This window comes from Flavobacterium sp. NLM, from assembly GCF_002210235.1.
GTDB classification, from domain to species: domain Bacteria; phylum Bacteroidota; class Bacteroidia; order Flavobacteriales; family Flavobacteriaceae; genus Flavobacterium; species Flavobacterium panici.
In genome coordinates, this window is the sequence record NZ_LIAC01000003.1 from 115,386 (window position 1) to 141,718 (window position 26,333).

Consider the following 26,333-nt stretch of genomic DNA (forward strand, 5'->3'; position numbering starts at 1 on the left):
AATGAAAAACATTTTCAAAAAAATATATCTTTTTATCCTGATACTGTTTTCTGGTTTAAACAGTTATGCACAATTATATCCTGTACAATTAACACCCATTTTTAATAGTCCTTACAGCGTAAAAATATCTGATTATGCTACGAGCATGGATACTAAAATGCGGTTACTAATAAATCCAATAGATATTTCAATAAACAACAGGCAGGTTCGCTTAAAACTATATATTCAAGGTAATGGACTTAATATACAGACCAGTGATTATATACAGCAGCGTCCAATTTTTATAAATGGAGGTGAACTTCAGACTTTAACAAATACGGATATTTCCACCTTATTTAGATTAGAAAACCTACAGGGGATTACAGCAGCTCAGTATGCAAATGGGTTACCAGAAGGGATGTATAATTTTTGTTTTGAGATGTATGATTACATCACAAATCAAAAAATTTCACAAAAAAGTTGTGCTAGTTTGTATTTAGTACTAAATAATCCTCCACTATTAAATACACCTCAAAAAAATGAACAGATTGCTGCAAGCGATTTCCCTAATATTATGTTTACGTGGACACCGCGCCAAAACAATGCAACGAATGTTTCGTATAAGTTCGAATTAAAACAGCTGATTGATCCTACGCTAGATCCGCAGTTTGCCTTTCAGATGGCACCACTTTTGTACGAAGAAACACTTTTTAGTACTGCCTTGTTGTATAATTTAGGCATGCCAATTCTTACGCCTGGAATGCGGTATGCATGGCGTGTAAGGGCAATTTCAACAACAGGATTATCTGAAAATGCAGTTTTTAAAAATGATGGTTACAGCGAAATCTATTCGTTTAAATATACTGCACCCTGTGCCGCACCAACGTTTTTATTAAGTGAAGCACAAGGACTAAACAGCGTTAAAATAACATGGCAGGGAATTCCAGATCATACTAAATACCAGTTGCAATATAAAAAGCAAGATGTTCGTAATGCACAATGGTTTTCGACAAATAGTTTAAACACCCAAAGTTTAATTACCAATTTAGAGCCGGGAGTAACGTATCAATTTAGGGTTGGTTCAAGCTGTGATCTGGCCGCTGATGGAGTACAGTCATTTACTTATTCTAACAGCAGTACTTTTACTACACCTACAGAGACCAATGGAGTTCCGACTTACAACTGCGGAATTATTCCTAAAATTAATATTCAAAACCAAAAACCGCTTACCAATTTAATTCAGAGTGAAACTTTCACAGCAGGCGATTTTCCAGTAACCATTCTGGAATTAAAAGGAGAAAACAGTCCATATTCTGGAAGAGGATATATAATTGTTCCTTATCTGGCCGATACTAAAATTGCCGTTGAGTTTAATAATATTGTTGTTAATACAGATTATCAATTGATCAGTGGAGTTGTAGAAACAAGTTATAATCCCGATTGGAAAAATGTTGTTAATGTAGAAGATTTTACAGGAGAAGGGCAAAGCGGAAAAATAAAAGAAGAAATATCATTTGAGATTGATAAAATTGTAATCAATGCAAATGGGGATATTATTGTTAATGGTAAAGGCGACGAGCAAGTTACTATTCCAGGAGGAAAAGATACCGTGATTACAGACAGTACAGGAAAAATTTATTATGTAGATAAAGATGGAAATGGAAGTGATGAAGGCATTGTAGCTGCAGTAGGAGGAAAATCTACCCCTGAAAATACAGATGGTGTTGATAAAAATGGTCAGGCCACCGCTTTTACAGCTCAAGGAATTACAATTGCTTTTTCTGCTAATAACAGTAAATATGCATTTGATGTATTGCCAGATAATGCAACATCTACGCTGCAAAAATTATATAAACAGGCTGGAAAAAACTTCCTTCCTTACAAAGCTGTTTTAAATGGCGATACTGATACCGTTTTAGCAGCGGTTACAACTACAGATTCAGAGATTAATCTGGACGATATTGTTTTTAAAACAGAAAGCGGTGCTAAAGTAGATGCCGTGCGAAATGATAAGATATTTATTTTAACTGTAAGAGGAAGTCTTAATTATGCCGAAGAGCAAATATTAGCTACTATACAGCAGGGAGATAAATGGAAAGTGATTGGTGCATTTGTATTAGTGCATATTTCTCCAAAAGAAGTAAATGTTGCTTTAGTACCTACAGATGACATCTCGCAAAGCAAACTTGATGAGGTTATTACAAATACGCAGAAAATTTATAATAAAGTAGGAGTAAAAATAAATTTTACTAAAGAGCCTGTTTTAAACATAGACAGCGTAGTTTCTGGGAATAGTATACAAACAGAAAAAAACACAATAACGTCGACTTATAGTACAGAACAGCAAAAAATTAATAACCTATATCAATCAACAGAATCAAGCTATATACTTTTTATTACCAATAAAACTTCAAGTACAGGACAGCAAGGTTATATGCGCTTGAATGGACAGTTTGGTTATGTGTTTAATTCAGAAACTGCATTATCGAAAACGCCAGCACACGAACTCGGCCATGGAATTTTTAAATTAGAACATCCTTTTGAAGTTTACAAAACAGCTGAAAAAAGCACTGATTTGTTAATGGATTACAGCTCAGGAACTGTTTTAAATCATCAGGATTGGAAACAGATTAATGATCCAGCGTTTAGGTTGTATGCGTTTCAAAGTCAGAGTAGTGGGAATCTAATTGCAGGACATGATCTGATTGTAATAAAAAAATATAAAGAATCGAATGGAAAGATAAAAGAAGATATAGAAGAAACTAAAGAAATGTCTTTGACTAAATATAATCAATATAAAAAAACACTCTGGGATACATTTCAATTATGTAATAAAAAAGGTTTTAGTGAATGGATAGAAGGATATAGTCAATATACTTTAGGAAATGACTGTAGTTTTAAAAATGGTTTTTATGGAATACATACAGGTGTTTTGGTAATTGAAATTACAGAAAAAACACCAGTTTATAATATTTCATACTATAAGACTAAAACACAATATGAGGCTTCTAAAAACAATAAAAATGTACTTGTCTTTGTAAATGGGTATCGAGATTCAGGAGTGACAAAGTTCGAGTTTGACGATTCTGATAATATGATTAGTAATATTTCAATAGATGATTATTGGGAAGGGATAGATCTTATGTTTGAAGAACGTTTAAAAGACAGAGAAGTTTACTATGCGGACGGACATCACAGTGTAAAAACATCTAATCATAGAAGCACGGCAAGTTTTGCAAATAATATGTTTAACCATAAAATGGCAACAAGTCCAAATATAGAAGGTTTTACTTTACGTAAGAATAATGGATTAATTGCTGGTATTAATTTGTCAAAAGAATTGGAAAAAATTAAATTTAATAAAAAAACAGAAAAAATTGATATTGTAGCTCATAGTATGGGATATGCTTATGCTTTAGGAATCATAAATAAATTGAAAGCAAATGGTTATATGTTCGGCGAGTTTTACATTATTGCTCCTGAAAATGCCTGTAGTGGTGGTAGCAACTGGAAAGATTTTGAAGGGGTATGGCAATACGGAAGTAATTTAGGAGAACCGGATGCCGATCCAATTGGTGAACAAGATGGTATTGCTCCGCAATGTGCAGCTACTGGTTTAACCAAAGATCAACGCGCATTTATTCCTAAAGACTGGAAACCAAAAGGTTTTTTGGATAGTCACTCAATTAATAATTATACATGGATATTTACTAAGCTTATTAACCCGAATAAAGATAAAGGATATGTTAAAAAAAGATAGGAAGTTATTTATTTTTTGCTTGAGTATTATTTTTTTCTCTTGTACAAGAGAAAAAAATAATACTGTTGAGTATAGATTGAGTTCAGTCAAAACTGTTTCGATCGCTGAAAATAATAAGGTTTATAAGCAGATAAATGATACAGTTAGTAATTGGATAAGGAATGATATAAAATATTATGCTCCATTTGAATTAAGTAAAACACTGATAATTGATTCTTTGTTATGTTTCAATAAGGATGGAACAAAATTGATTTCTGCCAAACTTACCAGACATGATGATAAGAACAGCAACAGTGATGGTCTTGATTATTTTTATGGAGTTAAGATTAATAAAAGTTGGTATTTTTTTAATGGAGCATATATTGTTTTGCCTCGAGAACTTTACCAAAAAGACATTCACACTCCTTTAAGTTTTGAGAAACTGCATGAAATCGCGATGAAAGAGATCTTCAGCGGGTATTTAAAAAAGAAGGATAAAGGTTTTTGGGGTAACTTGGTTGGTAAAACAGAGTGGGAAATAAATGACCGTTTTTTTAGGGAATTAAATGAGCTCCGACTACCATTTGAAACAAGGAAAACTGACCCCAATACTTATTATTCCTGTCGTGAATTAAATGATAAAAAAGAGTATGAGGATTGTTTTTTTCGTCATGAGGCTTTGTCGGTCTGGAATGAAGACAGTATTTCTGTAAATAAAGATACTTATTTGTACTCGCCTGAATTTCCTGTAACAAAAAAACTTAGGCAATTAAAAAAAGGCGATTTATTGAGAGTGATTGAAAGAATAGACAATAGCGATTGGTGCTGTGTGAGGATGTGGGACGGAAATCCTAATGTAGGATTCATTGAAAAAGAGACAATAGTAAAATTGAAAAAAAGTAGCAGATAATTAGGGATATACTTATTTTCTAATTATATATGAATTTAAAAAACAGTTTCCGCACGAATCTTTTCGTGTGACAGAAAGTATGTCAAGGTTTAGTTTTATTATAAAAGTTTAAAATGAGAAAAATATTAAAATACCTAATGATAATTTTTATTTCAGGTTACATATTTAATAAACTTTTATTTTTTGGTTTGACATATCTTTATTTTCACGGTTCTGTAAGCCCTCCTAGCAAAATGAAAGTATATGAGTTTAATACATCTGTTATGAAATTTAAGAATGAATTAAAAATAATTTCTGATAAGTCAATATATCTAGTTTATAAAGACTCGATTTTTGAAGAGTCAAAAATAAATACAATACGAATGTTTAAAAATGGAGAAAAACTAACCTATTATTTAGAAGTAAATGAAAAACGAAATGATAAAGATAAGCTTGTTGAGTTAAGTTTATATTTCATAAATGGAAAAGGGAAAAATGATTTTGGATGGTTTTCAAATGAAAAAAATAGACAAATAAAATTATTTGAAGAGAATATAATAGAACCGTTATCTAAAAAGTTTGAAAGAATTGAAATAGAATGATTAATTGTTACTGTAATTGAATTAAATCTGTAGCTAGGATTAAGCCAAATAATAAATGAGTAAAATACTGATAATAAAATAAAAGCTTATTTTATGAATTTGAAGTAATTAGCAAATCTTAGAACTAATTAAACTTAATATTTTTTAAATATCCTTTTTAGAATTTACAAAATTTAAGAATAGCAAAAATACCACAATTTTAACGAAACTAATTACCCGGCTTTCAATGATTGCTGGAAGAATTTTTTATGAATTTATATTAATTAAAACAAGGTTTTTACACATGAAACAAAATTTTTTAACCCTATTAATTTTACTTTTTACTATAAGTAATAATGCTCAAAAAATCAAAATTGATAAAGGAGAAATAAAACTCGATGAAAAAACAGTAGGATATGTTGAAGGTAAAAAGCCAATTTTTACGATTTACAATCTTGATAAGAGTTATGCAGTTACTGCTGAGGTAAAAACTGTTCCAAATGAACCTTCCCTGACATTACCATGGATAGAACTTAAAGATCAAACAACTGGAAAATCCAATGAACTGGATTTTAAGAGCAGAAAATTTAGTGCTTTCAATTATGATAGAAGTATAATTTACGAACTGTTAGATCGTAATTATTTTACTGTCGATGGTTTAAATAAGGAAGAAATCGAAAAATTCTTAAATAGCGAATCGACAGGAATTTCTGCTAAAAGAACAGGTACCCAAAAGATTATAGATGACGCCAGTAAAATTGCAGATACTTATAAATTAACGATTGATGATGCGGGAACAGTCTACAGTATTAAAGCACAAAACCCAGATCAGCTTGACAAAAGAATTGGTTATATAAAAGTTACTTCACCAGCAACAAATGGTGAGTTAATGTATGAAGTGATGGATTTGGATAATTACCTAATTGGGACATGGTTTGCAAGGGGAGGGATGTATTTGGGATATGATAAACTTTTAAAACAAGAAGTGATAACCTTTGATAAAAAGGTATTTAAAGCAGCTTTTGATAACAGCGGAAATCCAATAGGATACAAAATGAGCAAAGATATTACTGCGATGAATATTGTAAGAGTATTGATTGGGAATGGTTATACGCTACAGCATCAAGGAAAAGCTGAAGTTATGGCAATCAGAGTTGAACAAGCAAAAATTACTGAAGAAAAAATAAAAACAGAGCGTTCAAATTCAGCTAATATTTATGAACAAAGCGGATATGTAATAAATGAAAAAGGAGAAAAAAAATCTGGACCAATTACAGCCGAATTTCAATCGATAAAAGCGGAATCATCAAGTGGAATGGCTGATATGACTGCTTATGGAAAAACGGTAATACTAAAATTTACTAACGAAAAAGGTAGAGAAAAAACAGAAACTTTTAAATCAAAAAACGGAGTTAGATTCTGCGTTGATAAAGATGGCAAAGAAGAATGTTATTTAGGATTAAAAACAATAGGAAATACTTTGGCTACAGCAGGAAGTTTAAACTCGTTGAGTTTTGATTTTTCGAGCTTCTATAAAATCTTATATGAAGAAAATGGCTATTTGGTTTTGGTCGATCCATTACTATCAGAAGATTTCATTTTAAAAATTCCGACACAGGAAAAAGGTTTGTACACAAACAAATCAAGTAATGATAAACTAAAAAAGAACATTACCGAATATCTAAAATGTGATTCAATTGTATTTGAAAATCATGATTTTAAAACGCTTGAAGGATTAATTAAAGTGTTAGAAGATTATAAAAATAATTGCAGTAAATAAAAAATTAAAAACCACTACAGCCTTAAAACTGTAGTGGTTTAAATAAAACAAAATGAAAAAAGCTTTACTCTTATTCCTGTTTATTGCACTTACCTCATGCTATCAGGAAACTTCTATAGCTGTAGATGGTGATTTTACGACTTCGTATATTAATGCTAAAGAATCGGTACCAGTTATCATTAAAATCGAAAGTAAAGTTTCGGGTGCCGATACCTATGAATGGACTTTTGAAGGAGGAAATCCGAGTATTTCAAATCTAAAAAATCCGGGAGAAATCCTTTATGATAAACAAGGAACATATACTATAAAACTTAGGGCAACAAATGCAGATGGAGAGAGTAAAGAAATCAGTAAAACGGTTGTAATTAGAGACGGAATTAATATTGATTTTACCTCTGAAATTGTAAAAAGTAATTATTCACCAGCTGAGGTAGCTATTACTAATAATACTCTTGGTGAAGGACTTACTTTTAAATGGGATTTTCAGGATGGAATGCCAACCAGTTTTTCGGGTAAAACACCTCCGAATGTTGTTTTTAAAACTCCAGGAGAGCATGCAATCACCCTAACAGTTTCAAATGGACTTGAAACTCAAAAAGTAACCAAAATCATTGCAGTTGCACCACTTTTGGTGAGTTTATTCTCGTATGAGCCCAAATTTGAAAATGACGATTATCAGTCGCCAGTAACGATTAATTTTATCAATAAATCAATCAGTGCTACCCAATATAAATGGACTTTTGAGAGGGGGAATCCGAGTGTTTCAACAGAAGAAAATCCAACTGTCGTGTTTACAAGTGTTGGGATTCATGAAGTCACTCTAGAAGCTTCAAACGATAAATCAAGCCAGATTTTTAAATCAACAATTATGGTACAGCCCGATACAAACCTGCGTATTTTGACCAATATCAAGTTAGGTATAAACTCGGCACACAATAACAACAATATTGGAGCAATGTTTTCGACCATCACTAGACAAGTGTATAAAGCAAATGAAATTAATGATGAGAACAGCAATTTAATTGATATTGCATTTCAAGGCTTAAACAGCAATTTGACCTATAACAAATTCATTTCGCCGGATCAGGTCAATAACTATGGATTTCTCGCATTAAAAAATGCTCAAAGTACCATTTTTGTAAACTCCCAGAATCTCTGTAATTGCGGTTTGAATTTTACCGAAGCACAGTTTGATGCCATGGTAAATGATAATTCAATAAAATCATTAAACATAAGTTACAGCGCAGCAGGAGAACAGCAATTTGGTTTAACATATCCAAGAATAGTTTTATTTAAAACACAGGATGGCAGAAAAGGAGCAATCAAAATTAAAGACATGGTAAAAAACGGAACTAGCTCTTATATTTTATGCGACATTAAAGTACAAAAACAATAAAGGAGGAATCAATTAATGAAAATAAACAATAAAAATAATTGGTTAAAACTCTTCATTGTTTTGCTGTTTTTAGTAACTAAAAATAGCTACTCGCAAGATGTTGATTTAGAGAGTTTTTATAAACCTAATTTTAAAGTTACAGGTGGAGTAAATGCCAATATGATATTTTATAATTCCAATCAGCAGAATTCTCGTGAGCCATTTAGTTATCTGCTTTCTGGTAACTTAAATGTAAGCGCATTCAGTTTTAATATACCCATATTTTACAGCTTAACAAATCAGGGAAATAATCTAGGTTATACGGCACCATTTGACTTTAATAGAATTTGTATTATGCCAAAATACAAATGGGTAAAAGCTTATATAGGAAATGCAAGCATGACTTTTTCGCCTTATACTTTAAGCGGAATTCCTTTTAGAGGAGTCGGTTTGGAATTGACTCCAAGAAGTCCTTTTAAAGTGAGTTTGATGGGCGGACAGCTGTCAAAAGCTGTAAATGGAGAAGATGCATTAGGTGGAGTTCCTGTTTATGAACGATTTGGATATGGTATAAAAACTAGTTTCGAAAAAGAAAGATATAAAATAGGATGGATTGGCTTTTATGCCAAAGATAATGTAAATTCTCTTGCTTATACTGGAAACGATAATGGAGTAACACCGAAAGCGAATTTTGTAAATAGCTTGTTTTTTGGGACTTCACTATTAAAAGATTTGACTTTTAATGTAGAATACGCGCTTTCTGTACTAACAGATGATACCCGTGCAGAAACGATTCATGCAGGAAGTTTTAGAGACAGGGTTTTTTCTGCAAAAGAAAGCACTACTTTCCTAAATGCTTTAAATGTAAATTTTGACTACAACATTCAAAAAACAAAATTTGGGTTAACATACGAACGTATCGATCCTAACTATAATACTTTGGGAGCACTATATTTTAATAATGATTTGGAAAATATAGCATTGCGTCTTTCAAGACCTTTTTATAATGATAATATAAATGTTTCGGCTAGTCTAGGATACCAGAGAGATGATTTGGCACATAATAAAAAACAAGATAGTAAACGAGTCGTTGGTTCTATTAATATGAATTATAAAATTACAGACCAGCTTAATTTTACGGGAAGCTATTCTAATTTTTCAACCTATACCAATAAAAAGCTGGACCAGTTTGAACTTATTAATAATCCAAATGTCGTCGCAGCCGATACTTTAGATTACAGACAGTTATCTCAAAATGCAAATCTGAATATGAGCTATTCATTTGGGAAAAAGAAAAATCAAAATATGAATTTTAATTATAGTATTGCTGGTCAGGCCAATGAGCAGAGAGGAATTATAAGAAAAGGACAGGCGAGCACAGTTCAGAATTATAATTTGGGACATTCTATAAATTTCCTTGGAATTAAAACTGCTCTAAACAGTTCTTTAAATTATACCAATAATCAAGTAGGGCAATTTGACAATTCCTCCATTGGTGCTTCTGTGGGTGTTTCTAAAAAACTGATGAAAGAAAAGTTAAACTCCAATTTTGGTTTGTTGTATAATAATACTCAAAGTGAGGCAAATTCAAGTTCAGTTTTTGGAATAAAACTCAATAACAGTTATACAGTATTGCAAAAACATAATTTTTCCTTCGGAATGATATCAATGTTTAGAAGCTCAACCAATAAGTCTTCTAATAATGACATTATGATGAATTTTAACTACGGTTACAGTTTTTAAACAATAGAATACTTTAAATATAAAAACATATTGAAATTCAGTTTTCAATTTATAATATAGATTATTTGTTATGAAGAAGTTTTAAAAAATGCGCTTGTCTGTTATATTGATTTTGTTTTCGTTTTTATGCGCTTATGGACAAGATATAGCGCCGCCTGCAGAAATAAATGCCGCTGCTAGTTCAATAGAAAAAATAGCCGCATCAGATCGCTGGGTAGATAAATTTTCAAATCAGGATTTGGTAGAACTGCCAATAGGGATTCGTAATACAGTAAACAATGTTCAATATTCTATTGGGGTAACAAAGGCTATTTTTTCACCTGAATATACCACTTTGACAGTATTTTGCAGAGTTGACATTCCTCAGAAAGACAAAAATGGACAGCCAATGCAGCTGTTTTTTGGAGCAGACAATGTAAAACTTTCACATCAGGGAGGTATAATAGGCGAAGCAAAATTAGTATTGCTAGGGAATGTCGATATTCCATTCAGCGACAATAAATGGCAATTGTCTCTATATGGCGGTTTTGATATGAAAACCGGAAATGTTGTCAATGATTTAACCTATGTAACAATTGATTGCGACGGTTTTAAAGAAATGAAAATTTCGGGAGCAGTTGAGTTTTCAAGAGATTTGATTTTACCAATTGACCCAATAACAAAAACGGTCGATGAAGCAAAAACAACAGTGCCAAAAACTTATTATAACGGAAAAACAGTTCAGATTCCTAATAGGGTGCGAGGAGATTTTAGTTTCACAGTCAGCGATTGGAATGATATTTTAGTGAATGTAAGCTTGCAGCCTTTTGTTTTAAAAGATAAAAGAAACGGAAATAACTTTGATAGTAATTTTACATTCGAGGTCACTAATGCAGTATTGGATTTAAGTGATTTAAAAAATGATCCTACAGTAGTTTTTCCTGATTATTATTTTAAAAATGCTCTTTTAGTACCCAGTCAGGAAGCGTGGAAAGGAGTCTATATTCAGGCTTTTGAAGTTGGTCTTCCGAAAGAATTTCAAACCACAGATACAGCTTCTGCTAACAAGAGGCTGGTTGTGGGAGCTCAAAACCTTATTATAGATAAATATGGGGTTTCGGGAACTTTCTATGCAGACAATATTTTTCCGTTAGAAAAAGGAATAACAAGTCAGGAAAAATCATGGTCATATTCGCTTGATCATATTGATGTTACTATTGCAGCCAATACTTTTGTGAAAGCAAATTTAAACGGAGAAATACTTCTGCCGATAACTAAACCAGAATCAGCTGCAGGTACAAAAAATGGAACTGGTAAAAAGGGACTGCTTTACAATGGTTTTATATCAATGGCAGAGCAGCAATTAATGGTTGTTACCAAAGACTCTTTATCTTTTGATATTTGGAAAGCCAAAGCGTTATTATTGCCAAATAGTTCGGTTGAATTAAAATTGGTAAATGGAAGATTTTTACCAAAAGCTAATTTAAATGGAACCGTTTCTTTTGGAACCAATAAAGGAGCCACAGATGATAAAGGTGTAGAAGGAAAACGTACCGTTGATTTTAAAGGTATAACTTTTGAAAATCTGCAGTTGCAAACTGTTTCTCCAATTGTTTCTGTTCGAAATATGGGATATAACGGTACAGTTGCATTTGCTAATTTCCCAGTTTCCATTGGTAATATAAATGTTGCTATTAATGGAAATGATTCCCGAATTGATTTTGATTTAGGAATAAATTTAATGGAGAGTGTAGGAGCAGGAGCGACAGCAAGAATTGGAATCCTTGGAAAAATCTATGATGATGGCTACAGACAAAAAAGCAGATATCTAGGATTAGATTTATCAGCCATTAATATTGACTGCCAGTTTAGCGGGTTGAAAATTAAAGGCGGTCTTATCTTGATGGAAAAAGACCCAGTTTATGGTAATGGATTTAATGCAGACTTAGAAGTTGATGTTGCTGAGATAGTTAATGTAAAAGCCAAAGCTATTTTTGGGCGAACTACTTTTAGATATTGGTATTTTGATGCGGCTGTAAAATTTCCGCCAGCTCCTGCACCATTTATGATAAATGGGTTTGGAGGAGGAGCATATTACAAAATGCATCGCAATTCTGATATTGCCATTGGTGATTTCTCTCCATCAGGTCTTAGCTATACCCCTGATGAAAAAATAAATTTAGGAGTCAAAGCTTTGATTTATTTTCATATTGGTTCAGAAACCATTTGTGATGGTGAAGCAGGATTTGAAATGGCATTTAACTCAAAAGGAGGTGTTAACAGATTAGCCATTTTTGGAAAAGCCAATGTCGTGGCTAAAATACCGGGAATGAAAAACATTAGTGGGTTAATGGAAAAAGTAGCGTCTAATGTTACCTCAAAAAAAAGCTTTTTAGGAATTACAGAAAGTGATCTTAAAGGATCTTTTGCCAGTAAGTATATTCCGGAAGCAAAAGAAGCTATCCCTGGAGATTTATCTGCAGATGTAGGAATCAAAATGGCAGCAGCTGTAGAATTAGATTTTCAGAACAAATCTATGCATGCAACAACAGATGTGTACATTAATACCCCTGGTAATTTCTTATCAGGAACAGGTCCGGGTGGAAGAGCAGTTTGGGGAGTTTTTCATAAAGATCCAAAAGATTGGTATATGTATTTGGGAACCCCAGATGACAGATGTGGGGTAAAAATTGGAGTAGCAGGCATGTTTTTAAAAACAACAAGTTATTTCATGGCAGGAACAAAACTTCCGGCAAGTCCGCCGCCGCCGTCAGTTGTTGCAAGAATTTTAGGTGTTGATGCAAAACAGTTGGATTATATGCGCGATGAAAATGCTTTGGCAAATGGTGGAGGATTAGCTTTTGGAGCGAATTTAGATTTTGATACAGGAGATTTAAGTTTTTTACTTTTTTATGCGCGTTTTCAAGCAGGAATGGGATTTGATATCATGCTGAAAGATTATCAGGAAGCTAGATGTTCGAATACAGGAAAGACTGTAGGAATAAATGGCTGGTATGCAAATGGTCAGTCGTATGCTTATTTGCAGGGAGAACTTGGAGTTAGAATAAAATTGGCATTTATAAAAATAAAAGTTCCAATCATATCAGGAGGAGCAGCCGTATTATTACAAGCAAAACTGCCAAACCCAGTTTGGATGCGTGGTTATGTGGGAGGAAATATGAACGTTTTAGGAGGATTAATAAAAGGTAAATTCCGATTTAAATTAGAAATTGGAGAAGAATGCCAGTTTGAAAATGCATCTCCATTAGGCGGAATTAAATTGATAACTGATGTAACACCAAAACAAAATTCAGCAGATATTGATGTTTTTGCTGTACCACAAGCAACATTTTCAATGAAAGTCAATGAAGCATTTGTAATTCCAGAAGATACAGGAGATGTTACTTATAAAATCATTTTAGAGAAATTCAAAGTATTCGATGGCACAACTGAAATACCAGGAACTTTTGAATGGGGTTCTATGAAAGACAGAGTAAATTTTGTTTCAACAGATATTTTACCACCAAACAGAGAACTAAAAGTGCAGGTTGAAGTTAGTTTCCAAAAAATGATAAACGGTGTTTTTCAACCTGTCAAAGTTGATGGAAAAGTAGCCACAGAATACGAAGAAAGATTATTTACAACGGGAGGAGCGCCAAATCATATTCCGCTTAACAATATTAAATACGCTTACCCGGTTGTAGATCAGAAATATTTCCTTGAATACGAATATCCAAAAGGATACATTCAGTTAAAACGAGGTCAGGATTATTTGTTTGAAGACGCGAATTGGGAAACCAGTATAAAAATAAATGAAGAAGGAAACTCTAATGCAAAAGCAACAGCTTTTAATTATAATACAAGTTCTAATGAAGTTTATTATGATTTACCAGATATTAAACAAGAAAAGAAATACAACTTTTCGATAGTGAGTAATTTGAAACAGTCTCCACAAAAAAATACAACTTCGTCAACAAGAACCAATACAATTACCGAGGATGGTAATGATATACAAATAAAAGAAAATCAGGCTGACGTATTGTCTAAGTCAGAAGGTAATATCAATCGTTTATCTTATTCATTTAATACGAGTAAGTACAAAACTTTCACAGCTAAAATGAATGCTGTAAATACTCAAAGTTATAATTTTGGAGTACTATATTCAGATGTAATTTATTTAACAAACACAATTTCAAGTCAGGAAGCATTTGACTTGACAGAATTACAAGGAGTACCATATAGTGATAACAAGTCTATCATTATTGCACAGTCAAAACTAAATGATGAATATTATACAGTAGATATTTATCCATATTTATATAAGGATTATCCTTTAAATGGCAGTTTTTCTATTAATGATAGAGATACAAATGATTTAGGAATAATTCCGGCAAAAGCAATTCCAATCAATGCTTATTACATGACAAGTATTGAAAATGATGTAAATCAGACATGGACAAAAAGTAATTTTCCTTTTAAGTATAATATGCCTTTGCTTTATAAACAAGACTGGACTGATTTAAATAACCAAATTATTAACGAATATGTTAATGGAGATAAAAATGTTGAATCGATTGCAAAACGTTTTTTAAATAGTAACTACCAATTTATGAGATATGGGAATTATGATATAATAATGAAGTATACTTTACCAGGAAATAAGCAAACAACAGAATTTACATATAAGTATAAAAACGTTAATAAGTTTAGATAAATTTGTGTAAGAAGTATGATGTTTGATTTCTTATTTTTAATAAAGAAGTCATAAAACGCTAAGAAAATTTGATTTCTTAGCGTTTTTTTATTCTCAATAGTAAATATTACCCTATAGCTATATTTTTATAATTTATCATAGACTTCTTGTCTCTGTTTACTGATATAAATTTGTTTTTAAAAAGAATTACAAATTAAAAAAGGAGAATGAAAAATAAATTGTTTTTTTTAATATTACTACTTTGTTCTTGTACAGGTAAAGATGAATTGAATGGTTATGTTTATGATTATGATACAGAACGACCAATTAAAAAAGTACATATAAATATTAAAGGCGATACAACTCAAACAGATAGCACTGGTTATTTCAGCATAAAAGTAAAGTCAAACTCACCTTGTACAATATTCTTACAGAGAGAGGGATATGCTTCTAAAAAAATATATAGAAAACCAGATTCTCTTGGGAAATTTAGAAAACGGAGTTTAAAAAATAATTCAATTTATTTAATAAATAAAGAAAGTGAATTTTCTAATAAAATTAATAATTAGTAAACTTTGCTTATTTAAAAAGAGAATTCAAATTAACCTCTTTCTTCTCTCTCAACTTCTTTATAATTTTTAAAAATGCAATAGCAGTAATATAAGCATCACCCAAAGCCGTATGACGATCTTTTTTAGAAATATCAAACTTATCTGCAAGATCATCAAGAGTGTAATGATCTTTTCGTTCAAACAAATGCGATTTAATTAAAGTTCTTTTGTATAAATAAGCTGTGTCTAAAGTTTTGTTAGTAAGTTGAGGTAAATTATTTCTTTCCAGCGCTTTATTTATCATTGTAACATCAAAAATGGTATGATGCGCAACGATAATTGAATCTCCAAGAAAAGATAAAAATTGTTCTAAAGCTTCTAATTCAGACGGGCGTTTAATAAGTAAGTCTTTTAAAATACCATGAATCTGAGCTGTAGATTTATCATAATGATCCTGTTGAAGATAAATTTCAAAACTATTTTGAACCGAGATTATTCCGTTTTGAAGAACCAGAGCGCCAATACATAAAATACGATCATTTTCATAATCAAATCCCGTCGTTTCAGTATCCAGAACAACAAATCGGGTTTCTTCGATTGTGATATTTTCATCGAAGAGGTTTTCTTCCTTTTTCCAAAAATTAAATAAACCCATCACTATACCAAATTTGAAATATTAAAACGTACCGAAATCAATTCTTGAAGTTCTTTAATCGTTTTAAAAGTACGTTTTAGTTTAATCTTTTCCATTTTTGATAGAGATTCCAAAGCAATAAACTGCCCTGAATCATGATGTAAAAGTCCTTGCTTTGTTCTAAATTTTAATAAAGCTTTAAACGAATAAGAACACGATAAATACAATTCTCTATTATTTGGTTCTAGTTCCGCTAACTTTTCAAAACGTTCTGCAGTATTGCTTATTGATTTAACCGAATGAGATAAAATTAAAACACGCGCAGCATCAGTTAAAGGCATTAAAGCCCTTCTTTTAATATCAAAATTGTCTTTGTTTGCACCGTCTTGTTCAACTAAAAATTGTCTAAAAAAACCAGTAGGAGAGGGACTTTGCAAAGCACCACTTACCAAATGCATATAAAAAACAGGATTTGCTTTTACGTTTTCAAAAATGGAATCTGACAGTTGACTTACTATTTCAGCGTCGCCATAAGTTCTACTGTAATCAAAGAAAATAAAAGAAAGCAAAACTTCATTTTTCCCAGGATTCGTAATCCAATGATGCACCTGACTTTTCCATTCATCCAGACTCATACACCATTTTGGATTTGAAGCCATCATTTCGGCAGGACAATAATCATAGCCAATATCAAAAAGTCCTTTATTGACAAGTGCAGCAAATTTTAAAAAATAAATTCGTGTTTCATCCCTAAAGACTTCATTTACATTTTCATAAACAATCGCATTATCCTGATCGGTGTGCAGCATTTGTTCACCTCGCCCCTGACTTCCCAGCGCCAACCATGCAAATTTAACCGGCGGCGGACTGCTCATTTTTTCTAAGCAAATTTCGATAACACGTGTGGTGCACGCTTCATTTAGCTCTGTTATAATTTTAGCAATCAAAGTCATAGGAATATTTTGATCTAAATATCCCTGAAGCAATTGCATAATTCTGTTTCTTATAGGTTTTATTTCCTTTGTTTTTTTAGCCCTTTTCAAAGCTTTAATCAAAACGGCAGGATTATTTCCTAAAGCCACCATTACATCATGTTTCGATAAAATCCCAACTGCTTTGGTATTAACAGTACCGTCTTTGGTAAGGCATAAATGGCTGATACTGCTTTTCATCATTGCCATTTGCGCCTCAGTAACGGTCATTTTTTTAGGATAAGTAATAACAGGTTTCGTCATTATGGCTTCGGCAGTTGTTGTTATAGGAAAATCTCCTGTAACAATTTTATTTCGAAGATCTTTATCCGTCAAAATACCAATTGGGAGCATTTCATCGACAATTAATATAGCGCCCACTTTTTTCTTATTCATGATCCTGGCGACTTCCTTAACTGTTGTTGACGGACTGCAGGTCACAATTTTTTTGGAATATTTAATTGGTGCTAAATCAAATGAATCATTGCTCGAATGGCGGTTTTCATTTAGTAAATCATCATCACCGTATAATTTATCTTTATGAATATCTGAATATGGATTTCGGGTATTCGAAGCATAACTTTCAATAAGGAAATTACCAACATTTCTATTTTCTAATGCATAAGGTTTAAAAACAGCGATTGGAATAGCATATAAAATGCTTTCTTCATGTGCCACAGCTTCCATAATATAATTTTCCTGTGCCAAAAGCGGACGCAATCCAAAAATATCGCCTTCGTCACACATATCCAGAACTGTATTTTTTGTACTTTTCTTTAACGCAACTGCACCTTTGTGGACCACATAAAATGAGTCATGTGTTTGATCGTTTTCGGCAAAAATAACGGCGTCTTTATCTTTATAGACAATAGAAATCTGTTCCGAAAGTTTTTCCAGATCTTTCGGATGTAGAAAATTAAAAGGCGGATAATTTTTTAGAAAGTCAGCAACTCTCTGCGAAATGGTATTTTTCATTTGGTTAGATTAGAGTTCTAAAATACTATTTAAAATAGAAATGTAAAAGAAACACCTTTAGTTTTTGAGTTACAAAGAGACAAAGATGCAGAGGGACAAAGTTTTTTGCATAATAGAATAAAAACTTTGCGTCTTAGTGCCTTAGCGGCATAAAAAAAAGCCCCAAATGGGACTTTAATTTTATTATTCAACTTTGAAAACCTTTCCACGTTGTTTTTCTTCAGAACCTACCATTCCAAATTCAAACGTATAAGAATCTTTTGCAGTCGTTAAAATCTTCATACTGATTGCCTTTTCCTCGGCCATATTTTTTGGATGTTTCTTTTGTAAAACATATTCGCAGTCGCTCACCCAGCGTATTGTAGCGGTATCTGTTTTTCCGTCAAAAGTTTCAATTTCGATGCTGTCTTTACGCTCAAAAAAAGTAGTTTTTTTAACACCGTTTACTTCAAACTCAAATTTGAATTTTCCGGTTTTAAAATCTTTACAATTGTGTTCAGCGTTATAACATGATACGAAAGCCAGTATCGGAAATAAGAATAGTATTTTTTTCATTTTAAATAAGTTACTTTTATAAAAACTGATTTATATAAATCATATTTAAGATTTAATTTTAGATTTTTTTACTTCAGTTTTAGATTTGTTTTTTGATGTTTTGGGCCAAATATGGAATTTTCCTTGGCTCATTCCTTTTAGTTGTTTAAAAAGTTTTGGTTTAGATTCTTCAAAGGCACTTATATCAACCAATTGTTCCCAAATTCCCCGAATGCCTTTTTTGCTAATTTCTCCTTTGTATTCTTCAAGAGTATCTGTTGGATATGTTTTAATCATACTAATTTTAGAATGTTCAGTATCATAAAAACCATTCCATCTATAAGAGTTTATAATATCAACTTCGAAACCTGAAACTATAGAATTGTCAAAGTGCAATTGTATCAATATTTTATGATGTTTTCTGGAATTATTATAACAATAAAATCCTTCCCATTCTCCACTTGGTAAAAAACGATGTGTTTCGTCGTTTTTATTTTTCATATTCTTGTCTAAAATGAGTATAATGATAATTTTAAGTAAATAAACAGAATTAATTATTGTAACTTTTTTAATTCATCATCAGTAAAGTTCTTGATTTCTTTTTCTTTGGCAAATTTTTCGGCATTATAATTTCCTGATTTATTCTTCGGAATTGATAAGCTTTCCCAAGAACTCTTTTTTAATTGTTTGGCATAAAAAACAATCTGCCCAACATGATAAGGATAATGTGCCAGTTGTCGATTTATGGCCTCAATAACGGTGTGACCTTCGTTTCTAATATAAATAATGTCTGAAAGCTGTTCTGGTTTTAAACTATTCAAAGCATTTTCTAAACAATCCCAGCCTTTGCTCCAAATTTCCAGAACTTCTTCTTTAGACTGTAAATCATTTTCAAATTCAGAGTCACGATTTCTCCATTCTTTTTCACCATCAGACGTTAAAAAATCTGTCCAGCGAGAAAGCATATTACCAGAAATATGTTTTATAATTGTTGCGATACTGTTGGTGTCTTCATTAACAGAAACAAAAAGCTGTTCGGGCTCTAATTGCTCAATTGCTTTTTCGCCAAGCATTTTATAATATAAAAATTGCTTTTTAACACTTTCTATGTAAGATTCATCAGTTTTCATAAGCTGGAATTATTTGGTTTTTTGCCACGAATTTCACGAATTAAAACTTAAGCATTTTCTATGAAAAATTCGAGGAAATTCGTGAAATTAGTGGCGAAAAAATTATACAATTTTAATATCATATTTATCTAAAAGACCGACAATTCCCTGAGTCGAAAATTGTGCTTTTCGCATCGCGTTAAACTCAGGATCGATTTTATAATTGTAGGCTGTTCTAAAATCGACCGCAGCTAATTGTGTTTCATTAAAAATGGCACCATCTAAATTACAATCATCAAAAACAGAGCTTGTTAGATTTGTTCCAACAAAAGTTACTTCACGAAGAGATGAATTTATAAACTTAGTTTTAGGCATTTTTTTATTTGAAAATATAGCATAATCCAGCGTACATTCTTCAAAATGAACCTGAAATAAAAAATCATCACATTCGTGAAAACCAATTCCAAGAAGTTTACAGTTTTTGAAAGTTACATTTTTTAAACTCGTTCCCGCCAAACTTGTCATGGAGAGATTGCAATCAATAAATTCGCAGTCTAAAAAACTATTAGAATTAAAATTGCTGTTCGAAAAATCACAGTTTTTAAAAACACAATCCTCAAACTCCCGATTGTTTATTTTTTTATCGATATAAATAACTTTCTCGAATGTTTTTTGAATGTGGATTATTTCTTCCATTGCGTTTTAGATAAGAATTTGAATTGTAGAGATGATCAAACCCGACAGGTTTTTAAAACCTGTCGGGTTTATTTAGACGATTTTTTAGTCATTAAACAAAGCTTTCATAATGATTCTCAGTCCTAAAAAAATCAAAAGCATAGAACTCAAACAAGCTACAATTCCAATTCCGAGAACTAAATAATGCCAATTAGTATGCTGATTCATAAATGCATTATAAATCAATGATGGTCCAAGAAACATCAAAGGCAGAGCGCCTGTTAAATACTTAATTCCTTTTCCTAATAATTGTTTGTTTGTACTCATTTGTTTTGTTTCAAGTCTTTTTTTTGTTTTAGGTTTCAGGTTCATCGCAATCTTGTCATTTCGAGGAACGAGAAATCGCACAAGAAACTCCGTAATCTATATCTCCAATCTTTGTCGATTTACGAGTGCGATTTCTCGTTCCTCGAAATGACAAACTGGAGCAGAAAACCTTTACTTATTATAATTATCAACAGCATTCCTCACGCTGCCATACTTTTTCAATAATTCAGAAGCCTCTTCATACGAAACCGGAATTTCACCCATAATCATTTTTACGCCTCGATCAACCAGCTTAATGTTACTCAACTGCATATCGACCATTTTGTTTCCCTTTACTTTTCCAAGCTGAATCATCGCTGCGGTCGAAATCATGTTTAAAACCAATTTCTGAGCAGTTCCGGCTTTCATTCTCGAACTTCCGGTAACAAATTCTGGCCCAACTACAACTTCAACGGGGAATTTTGCTGTAAGCGCTAACGGACTTCCCGCATTATTGGTAATACAGCCCGTTAAAATATTATTTTGATTACAAGTTTCTAAACCGCCAATTACATACGGAGTAGTTCCAGAAGCTGCAATTCCTATTACGACATCATTTGTACCAATATTATGAGCTTGTAAATCAATCCAGGCTTGTGTTGCGTTGTCTTCGGCATTTTCTACTGCACGGCGAATTGCAGTGTCGCCGCCGGCAATAATTCCGTTAACCAAATCAAACGGAACTCCAAAAGTAGGAGGACACTCAGAAGCATCAACAACGCCTAAACGTCCAGATGTTCCTGCGCCGATATAAAATATTTTACCGCCTAATTTTAGTTTCGCAACAACTTGCGCTACCAAAGCTTCAATTTGCGGTATTGCTTTTTCTACAGCATTAGGAACAGTTTTGTCTTCGTTATTAATGTTAGTCAGCAGTTCGTGAACTGACATTTTCTCTAAATGTTCGTATTTTGAAGATTGTTCGGTTGTTTTTGTAAAGGTCATTTTTTGTCGAAATAGTTATCCTCCAAAATTAAACTTTTTTATGGCAAATAGGGAAAAATTAGAAAGCAAAGTCGCTAAGTTTTAAAAACTTTTTCAGGTGATTTTGTTTTAGATCAAACCACTTTATAAAACTTGTTAAAAGAACTAAAATATTATATTTGTTAAATAATGAAAATTAAATGGATAAATTAGATTTATTACAAGGGATTGGCAGAATCTCGGTTTTTGTGTCTTTACTGCTCGCCTTTTTTTTATTTACGGTCAAGACCGAGAATAAATTGGCTAATCGCTTATTTGCCTGGTTTTTTATTTTTTCTGCGGTAGATCTTAGCGGCTTTTTTATTGAGACGACTACTCGCAGAGAGCTAAATTTTGAGATTTTCAGATCGACAACCTGTTTGTTTGAAATGCCTTTGTTTTATCTTTTTGTGTTGGCTGTCTGTTATTCAGATTTTAGGTTAAAATGGAAACATTTAGTTCATTTATTACCTTTTGTAATTGTCAATTTAGTTTTTATTCCGAGAATTTATCTAAGTGTAGATGTAGACAAAGATACTTTCGCTTCGGGGCTTAATTTAATGCCGGAGATTTATTTTATCCAGATTTTAGTTGAATGTCAATATGTATTTTATATTGTATCTGTCTTTTTGATTGTAAAAAAGTACAGAGAAATCTATTTAGAAAATTATGCAAATGCAAGCTCAGCAACTTATAAATGGCTTTTTCAAATTACATGTGTATTTCTAACGGCACATATTATTGTAGCATTAAAAAATTTATTGCGTTACAGTGGTTTTAGTGAAATATTTCTGTGGGCAAATGTTTTGGTAGGAACGATAGCTTTACTTATCACTTGTTGGTTTATAATGAAGGCTTTAAATCATCCAGAACTTTTTAGAGGTGTTAATTCAAAACTCAAACTAACAAAAGACATTCTGCCAGAAGTTGAAGAAAAACCGGAATTAATAAATGCTCAAAACGATTTGATCAATACTCAAATAACAACTTTGAAACAATATATGACAGAGAAAGAACCTTTTCTTGATCCGTCGCTTACCATTCAGGAATTGGCCAATCAAATTGATATTCCGGTTCGGGATTTATCGATTTTGATTAATCACCATATTGATCAGCATTTTTTTGATTTTGTAAACGAATATCGCATTCAAAAAGCCATGCATATTTTAAAAGATGAATCTAAAAGTCAGCTTACCGTTTTAGAAATTTTATACGAAGTTGGTTTTAACTCTAAATCTTCGTTTAATACTTCTTTCAAAAAATATACTAATTTAACACCTACAGCTTACCGAAACGCTTCATAATAAGTAGTTTGTAAAAAGTCGTACTTCGTGACTAATAAAGTCGAACCAATTTCCGGATTAGAAATTGGTTCGACTTTTTTTTGTCGGTCGCGTATGGAGATTTTCTAAGGCAACTTTGCTTCAAATTAATTGAAACAAGTTTAAAAATTAGAAATCATGAAAAAAACAAACCTCCTTATCTTTTTATTATTGCCTTTATTTTGTTTAGCACAAGCATCATTTAAATTGAAGGGAAAAATAACAAACGAAACAACTTCATTAGAATGGGCAGATGTTTCTATCTTAAATTCTGAAGGAAAAATTATTGACGGAACGACAACGAAACAAGATGGAAATTTTGAATTTAATATTAAAAAAGGATCTTATAAAATAGGAATCAATCTTTTGGGATTTACAGATTATGAAAAAGAAATTGTAATTGAAAAGGATACTGATTTAGGAATAATTATTTTGAAAGAAAGTACCACTAATTTAGTAGAAGTTGTTATTCAATCGAAAAAGAAAACTGTGGAACAAAAAACAGATCGATTGGTTTACAATCTTGAAAACAATGTAACAACAGTTGGCAGCGACGCTTTAAGTGCTATTAACACTGCCCCTGGAGTTGTGGTAAAAAATGACATGATTACGATTTTAGGAAAAGGAACTTCCAGAGTTATGATTGACGGAAGAATGATTGAATTGGCAGGCGAGGAATTGAATAATTTTTTGAAATCTATTTCGGCAAATGATATTAAAAATATTGAAATTATAAGTAATCCGCCGGCAAAATATGAAGCAGAAGGAGCTGGAGGATTAATCAATATTATTATGAAAAAAGGAATGCGTGATTCCTGGAAAAACACAACAACAGTTTCTTACGACCAAAATAAATACGGAATTTACACTTTGAGGGATAATTTCTATTACAACAAAAATAAATTCAGATTTTCTGCGAGCGTTAATGGAAAAACAGGTTATAAAAATGCAGATGAATCTTTGGAAATGTATTTTCCCGACGGACTTTCAGTTATGAAAAGTGAAACGAAAGTAAAAAATGAAAATCTTTCTGGAAAATTGGCTTTAGATTATGATTTTTCAGAACGTACAACTGTTGGTTTTCAGTTCTTGAATGATAGAAATAATCCGGATTTTGGATCGGATATTAGAATTGAAAAGTATAATACTCAAAATCAATTAGACAATGTTACGCTTAATAATAGTTATACAGATAAAGGTTCTGGAAATCAAACTTATAATGCGCATTTGATCACTAAATTAGATTCTTTGAATAGGAAGTTATCTTTTGATGTGGATTATTTTAATTACAATTCGAAGTTCGATAGAAGTTTTATTGCTAATAATTATACACCAGATATGACTTTTGTTGATGTAAATCAGTCGGGAAGAAATATCTCAAATCAGGATATTGACAACTGGAGTTTTAAGGCCGATATAGAACATCCGCTTCAGGCTTTAAATTTATCTTATGGTGCTAAAATGAGTTTTACAAATAGCATAAGTGATGTGCTTTATTATAATACAATTACCGGAACTCCGGAATTAGACCCAGCGCAATCAAACCGATTTAAATACACTGAAAATAATCAGGCAGTTTATATTAACGGAGATAAGAAAATGGGTGAAAAATGGAATTTTCAAATGGGTTTAAGATTAGAAAATACACAGACAAACGGATTTTCTGAAACAATGAATCAGGAAACAGTAAATAATTATTTGAAATTATTTCCAACAGTTTACGCTTCGTACAAGAAAAATGAAAACAATACTTTTAGTTTAAATTACGGAAAAAGAATCAACAGACCTCGTTTTGACTTATTAAATCCGTTTAAGGTTTATATTAACAGCAATAGTTATTCTGAAGGGAATCCGTTTTTAAGACCTTCATTTAGTGATAATTTTGAATTTGCTCATTCGTATAAAGAAGTTTTAAGAACAAGTGTTTTTGTAAATGTAATTACAAATGGTTACGGAGTTTTGTTTACTTCAAATCCTGAAACGAATACACAAATTGTAACGCGTGAGAATTATTTTAAGAACTTAAATTATGGCATTGGAGAAAGTTATTCGGCAAATTTTGCAGAATGGTGGTCAAGTGAAAATTCATTGTATTTTTTAGGAGCAAAAACAGAATTTATTAAAGACATTAATGCCACTCCGTCAAATAGTTTACAAATTGATTTTTCGACAAATAATACTTTCATTTTAGGCAAAACAACAAAACTGCAAATTGATTTTAGTTATAGTTCGCCTTTTGAAAGTGGTTTGTATAAAGTTGGTTATGTATCGAGTTTTGATATTGGTTTTAAACAAGATTTGTTTAATAAAACAATGCAGATTGCATTTTTGGCAAATGATATTTTTAATACGTCTTATTTAAAAGATTTTGCTTCGGTTGTAAATGGTGTAAAACAAGTTTATAGCCAAAATGAGAGTAATAGGTTCGTTCGTTTGTCTGTGGTTTATAATTTTGGAAACAAGAAGATAAATGTAAAAGAACGCGCTTTTGGAAATCAGGATGAGAAAAAGAGAACGGGAAATTAATTATGAATTGTTAATGGTTAATTGTGAATTCTGATATTGTAAACTTGAAACCTGAAACGTGAAACTTCATTTTGCGTGAGGGATAGGAGCAAGCTACCGAAGTAGCGCGGATAGCCCGGCAGTATTTAAGAAAAGGCCCAATGAACGTAAAGTTGATTGGGCCTTTTCTTAAATACTGACACGCCCTGATTATAAAAAGAATGCCAATAAAATTCCTAAAACGATCATGGAAACTTTGGCAACATTAAATTTATGTCCTTCGCTGCTTTCAAAGATAATTGTTGATGAAATATGGAATAAAATACCAATTACGATTGCTGTTATTTCGGTATAATAATCGTTTAAAATTGGGAGATATTCAGATGCTACGGTTCCAAGCGGCGTCATGATGGCAAAAGTCAGCATGAAAGCAAAAATGGCTTTTTTGTTTAAATCGGCATTGATGAAAAATGTCGTTAAAATCACGGCAATTGGCAAATGATGAATCGCAATTCCTACTGCTAAATCGTGATGATGACTTACCGGAAAACCTTCTAAAAAGGCATGAATACAAAGACTTATAAATAAAAGCCACGGAATTTGAGACATTTTTGCGTGGCCGTGAACGTGTCCGTGTTCAGCACCTTTGGAGAAAAACTCCAAAACGATCTGAAACAGAATCCCGACCATTATAAATAAACCAATTTTATGATTGTGAGAGCTGTAAACTTCTGGCAGCAGATGCATTACGGTTAACGATAACAAAAATGAACCGCTAAATGCGAGTAGTAATTTTAAATTGGTTTTGTTGGTTGGTTTTAAAAACAAAGCCACACTATATCCTAAAAGTACAGAAAATAAGGGTAGTAGATAATTCATTTTTGTTTAATCGGGTTTTTGTTTAATCGTTTAATCGGTTTTTTCTGTGTAAATTTGTTCAGGCAATTAAACAAATTAACAGTTAAACGAT

19 protein-coding genes are annotated in these 26,333 nt (G+C 31.9%); 10 read left to right on the forward strand and 9 right to left on the reverse strand.

Going from position 1 to position 26,333, the window contains the following annotated elements:
• The first annotated feature begins 1 nt into the window (after position 1).
• The 8 genes from APR43_RS04825 (at position 2) to APR43_RS04860 (ending at position 15,327) form a co-directional block, all read left to right on the forward strand.
• Entirely contained in the window at positions 2-3,739 is a 3,738-nt protein-coding gene (locus tag APR43_RS04825; protein ID WP_053473671.1) for a fibronectin type III domain-containing protein, read from the forward strand.
• Positions 3,723-4,628 carry a hypothetical protein gene (locus tag APR43_RS04830; protein ID WP_053473670.1) on the forward strand — a complete coding sequence of 302 codons (906 nt, stop codon included), beginning with the start codon at positions 3,723-3,725 and terminating at the stop codon, positions 4,626-4,628. Before APR43_RS04825 ends, APR43_RS04830 begins: the two co-directional genes overlap by 17 nt.
• A gap of 113 nt (positions 4,629-4,741) precedes the next feature.
• The gene (locus tag APR43_RS04835) at positions 4,742-5,209 is read left to right on the forward strand and encodes a hypothetical protein (protein WP_123959114.1); all 468 of its coding nucleotides are present in this window, start codon (positions 4,742-4,744) and stop codon (positions 5,207-5,209) included.
• 283 nt (positions 5,210-5,492) lie between these two features.
• The gene (locus APR43_RS04840) at positions 5,493-6,968 is read left to right on the forward strand and encodes a hypothetical protein (RefSeq protein WP_123924614.1); all 1,476 of its coding nucleotides are present in this window, start codon (positions 5,493-5,495) and stop codon (positions 6,966-6,968) included.
• 52 nt (positions 6,969-7,020) lie between these two features.
• Positions 7,021-8,364 (forward strand): PKD domain-containing protein, encoded by a 1,344-nt coding sequence (locus APR43_RS04845; protein ID WP_053473667.1) that lies wholly within the window; start codon positions 7,021-7,023, stop codon positions 8,362-8,364.
• 15 nt (positions 8,365-8,379) lie between these two features.
• Positions 8,380-10,086 (forward strand): hypothetical protein, encoded by a 1,707-nt coding sequence (locus tag APR43_RS04850; RefSeq protein ID WP_053473666.1) that lies wholly within the window; start codon positions 8,380-8,382, stop codon positions 10,084-10,086.
• Between the two features lie 88 nt (positions 10,087-10,174).
• The gene (locus APR43_RS04855) at positions 10,175-14,779 is read left to right on the forward strand and encodes a hypothetical protein (protein WP_240514927.1); all 4,605 of its coding nucleotides are present in this window, start codon (positions 10,175-10,177) and stop codon (positions 14,777-14,779) included.
• 206 nt (positions 14,780-14,985) lie between these two features.
• Positions 14,986-15,327: a hypothetical protein gene (locus tag APR43_RS04860; protein ID WP_053473665.1), complete on the forward strand. Its 342-nt coding sequence runs from the start codon at positions 14,986-14,988 to the stop codon at positions 15,325-15,327.
• Positions 15,328-15,337: 10 nt separating this feature from the next.
• Here the strand turns inward: APR43_RS04860 and APR43_RS04865 are convergent, their stop codons facing one another.
• From APR43_RS04865 to murQ, 8 genes are all read right to left on the reverse strand, one after another.
• Positions 15,338-15,964, reverse strand: a complete 627-nt coding sequence (locus APR43_RS04865) for a PolC-type DNA polymerase III (RefSeq protein ID WP_053473664.1) — start codon at positions 15,962-15,964, stop codon at positions 15,338-15,340.
• 2 nt (positions 15,965-15,966) lie between these two features.
• Positions 15,967-17,889 carry a DUF294 nucleotidyltransferase-like domain-containing protein gene (locus tag APR43_RS04870; protein WP_053473663.1) on the reverse strand — a complete coding sequence of 641 codons (1,923 nt, stop codon included), beginning with the start codon at positions 17,887-17,889 and terminating at the stop codon, positions 15,967-15,969.
• Positions 17,890-18,072: 183 nt separating this feature from the next.
• Complete coding sequence (locus APR43_RS04875) at positions 18,073-18,444, reverse strand: hypothetical protein (protein ID WP_053473662.1); 372 nt, start codon at positions 18,442-18,444, stop codon at positions 18,073-18,075.
• A 45-nt stretch (positions 18,445-18,489) separates the two neighbouring features.
• On the reverse strand, positions 18,490-18,924 hold the full coding sequence (locus APR43_RS04880; RefSeq protein WP_053473661.1) for a hypothetical protein: 435 nt from the start codon (positions 18,922-18,924) through the stop codon (positions 18,490-18,492).
• A gap of 53 nt (positions 18,925-18,977) precedes the next feature.
• On the reverse strand, positions 18,978-19,553 hold the full coding sequence (locus APR43_RS04885; protein ID WP_053473660.1) for a DUF1572 family protein: 576 nt from the start codon (positions 19,551-19,553) through the stop codon (positions 18,978-18,980).
• A 102-nt stretch (positions 19,554-19,655) separates the two neighbouring features.
• Entirely contained in the window at positions 19,656-20,228 is a 573-nt protein-coding gene (locus APR43_RS04890) for a pentapeptide repeat-containing protein (RefSeq protein WP_053473659.1), read from the reverse strand.
• 84 nt (positions 20,229-20,312) lie between these two features.
• The gene (locus APR43_RS04895) at positions 20,313-20,534 is read right to left on the reverse strand and encodes a DUF6095 family protein (RefSeq protein WP_053473765.1); all 222 of its coding nucleotides are present in this window, start codon (positions 20,532-20,534) and stop codon (positions 20,313-20,315) included.
• A 171-nt stretch (positions 20,535-20,705) separates the two neighbouring features.
• The gene (gene murQ / locus APR43_RS04900; protein ID WP_053473658.1) at positions 20,706-21,518 is read right to left on the reverse strand and encodes an N-acetylmuramic acid 6-phosphate etherase; all 813 of its coding nucleotides are present in this window, start codon (positions 21,516-21,518) and stop codon (positions 20,706-20,708) included.
• 179 nt (positions 21,519-21,697) lie between these two features.
• On the opposite strand from murQ, the gene APR43_RS04905 reads away from it, so the two are divergent.
• On the forward strand, positions 21,698-22,840 hold the full coding sequence (locus tag APR43_RS04905) for a helix-turn-helix domain-containing protein (RefSeq protein WP_053473657.1): 1,143 nt from the start codon (positions 21,698-21,700) through the stop codon (positions 22,838-22,840).
• A gap of 156 nt (positions 22,841-22,996) precedes the next feature.
• The gene (locus APR43_RS04910) at positions 22,997-25,384 is read left to right on the forward strand and encodes an outer membrane beta-barrel family protein (protein ID WP_053473656.1); all 2,388 of its coding nucleotides are present in this window, start codon (positions 22,997-22,999) and stop codon (positions 25,382-25,384) included.
• Positions 25,385-25,573: 189 nt separating this feature from the next.
• Here APR43_RS04910 and APR43_RS04915 read toward each other — a convergent pair whose 3' ends face one another.
• On the reverse strand, positions 25,574-26,242 hold the full coding sequence (locus APR43_RS04915) for a ZIP family metal transporter (RefSeq protein ID WP_053473655.1): 669 nt from the start codon (positions 26,240-26,242) through the stop codon (positions 25,574-25,576).
• Positions 26,243-26,333: the final 91 nt, after the last annotated feature.

Excerpts from the sequence above, each read along its gene's own strand:
- APR43_RS04825 (WP_053473671.1), top strand. The coding sequence starts at position 2 with ATGAAAAACATTTTCAAAAAAATATATCTTTTTATCCTGATACTGTTT.
- APR43_RS04830 (WP_053473670.1), top strand. The coding sequence starts at position 3,723 with ATGTTAAAAAAAGATAGGAAGTTATTTATTTTTTGCTTGAGTATTATT.
- APR43_RS04835 (WP_123959114.1), top strand. The coding sequence starts at position 4,742 with ATGAGAAAAATATTAAAATACCTAATGATAATTTTTATTTCAGGTTAC.
- APR43_RS04840 (WP_123924614.1), top strand. The coding sequence starts at position 5,493 with ATGAAACAAAATTTTTTAACCCTATTAATTTTACTTTTTACTATAAGT.
- APR43_RS04845 (WP_053473667.1), top strand. The coding sequence starts at position 7,021 with ATGAAAAAAGCTTTACTCTTATTCCTGTTTATTGCACTTACCTCATGC.
- APR43_RS04850 (WP_053473666.1), top strand. The coding sequence starts at position 8,380 with ATGAAAATAAACAATAAAAATAATTGGTTAAAACTCTTCATTGTTTTG.
- APR43_RS04855 (WP_240514927.1), top strand. The coding sequence starts at position 10,175 with ATGCGCTTGTCTGTTATATTGATTTTGTTTTCGTTTTTATGCGCTTAT.
- APR43_RS04860 (WP_053473665.1), top strand. The coding sequence starts at position 14,986 with ATGAAAAATAAATTGTTTTTTTTAATATTACTACTTTGTTCTTGTACA.
- APR43_RS04865 (WP_053473664.1), bottom strand. The coding sequence starts at position 15,964 with ATGGGTTTATTTAATTTTTGGAAAAAGGAAGAAAACCTCTTCGATGAA.
- APR43_RS04870 (WP_053473663.1), bottom strand. The coding sequence starts at position 17,889 with ATGAAAAATACCATTTCGCAGAGAGTTGCTGACTTTCTAAAAAATTAT.
- APR43_RS04875 (WP_053473662.1), bottom strand. The coding sequence starts at position 18,444 with ATGAAAAAAATACTATTCTTATTTCCGATACTGGCTTTCGTATCATGT.
- APR43_RS04880 (WP_053473661.1), bottom strand. The coding sequence starts at position 18,924 with ATGAAAAATAAAAACGACGAAACACATCGTTTTTTACCAAGTGGAGAA.
- APR43_RS04885 (WP_053473660.1), bottom strand. The coding sequence starts at position 19,553 with ATGAAAACTGATGAATCTTACATAGAAAGTGTTAAAAAGCAATTTTTA.
- APR43_RS04890 (WP_053473659.1), bottom strand. The coding sequence starts at position 20,228 with ATGGAAGAAATAATCCACATTCAAAAAACATTCGAGAAAGTTATTTAT.
- APR43_RS04895 (WP_053473765.1), bottom strand. The coding sequence starts at position 20,534 with ATGAGTACAAACAAACAATTATTAGGAAAAGGAATTAAGTATTTAACA.
- murQ (WP_053473658.1), bottom strand. The coding sequence starts at position 21,518 with ATGACCTTTACAAAAACAACCGAACAATCTTCAAAATACGAACATTTA.
- APR43_RS04905 (WP_053473657.1), top strand. The coding sequence starts at position 21,698 with ATGGATAAATTAGATTTATTACAAGGGATTGGCAGAATCTCGGTTTTT.
- APR43_RS04910 (WP_053473656.1), top strand. The coding sequence starts at position 22,997 with ATGAAAAAAACAAACCTCCTTATCTTTTTATTATTGCCTTTATTTTGT.
- APR43_RS04915 (WP_053473655.1), bottom strand. The coding sequence starts at position 26,242 with ATGAATTATCTACTACCCTTATTTTCTGTACTTTTAGGATATAGTGTG.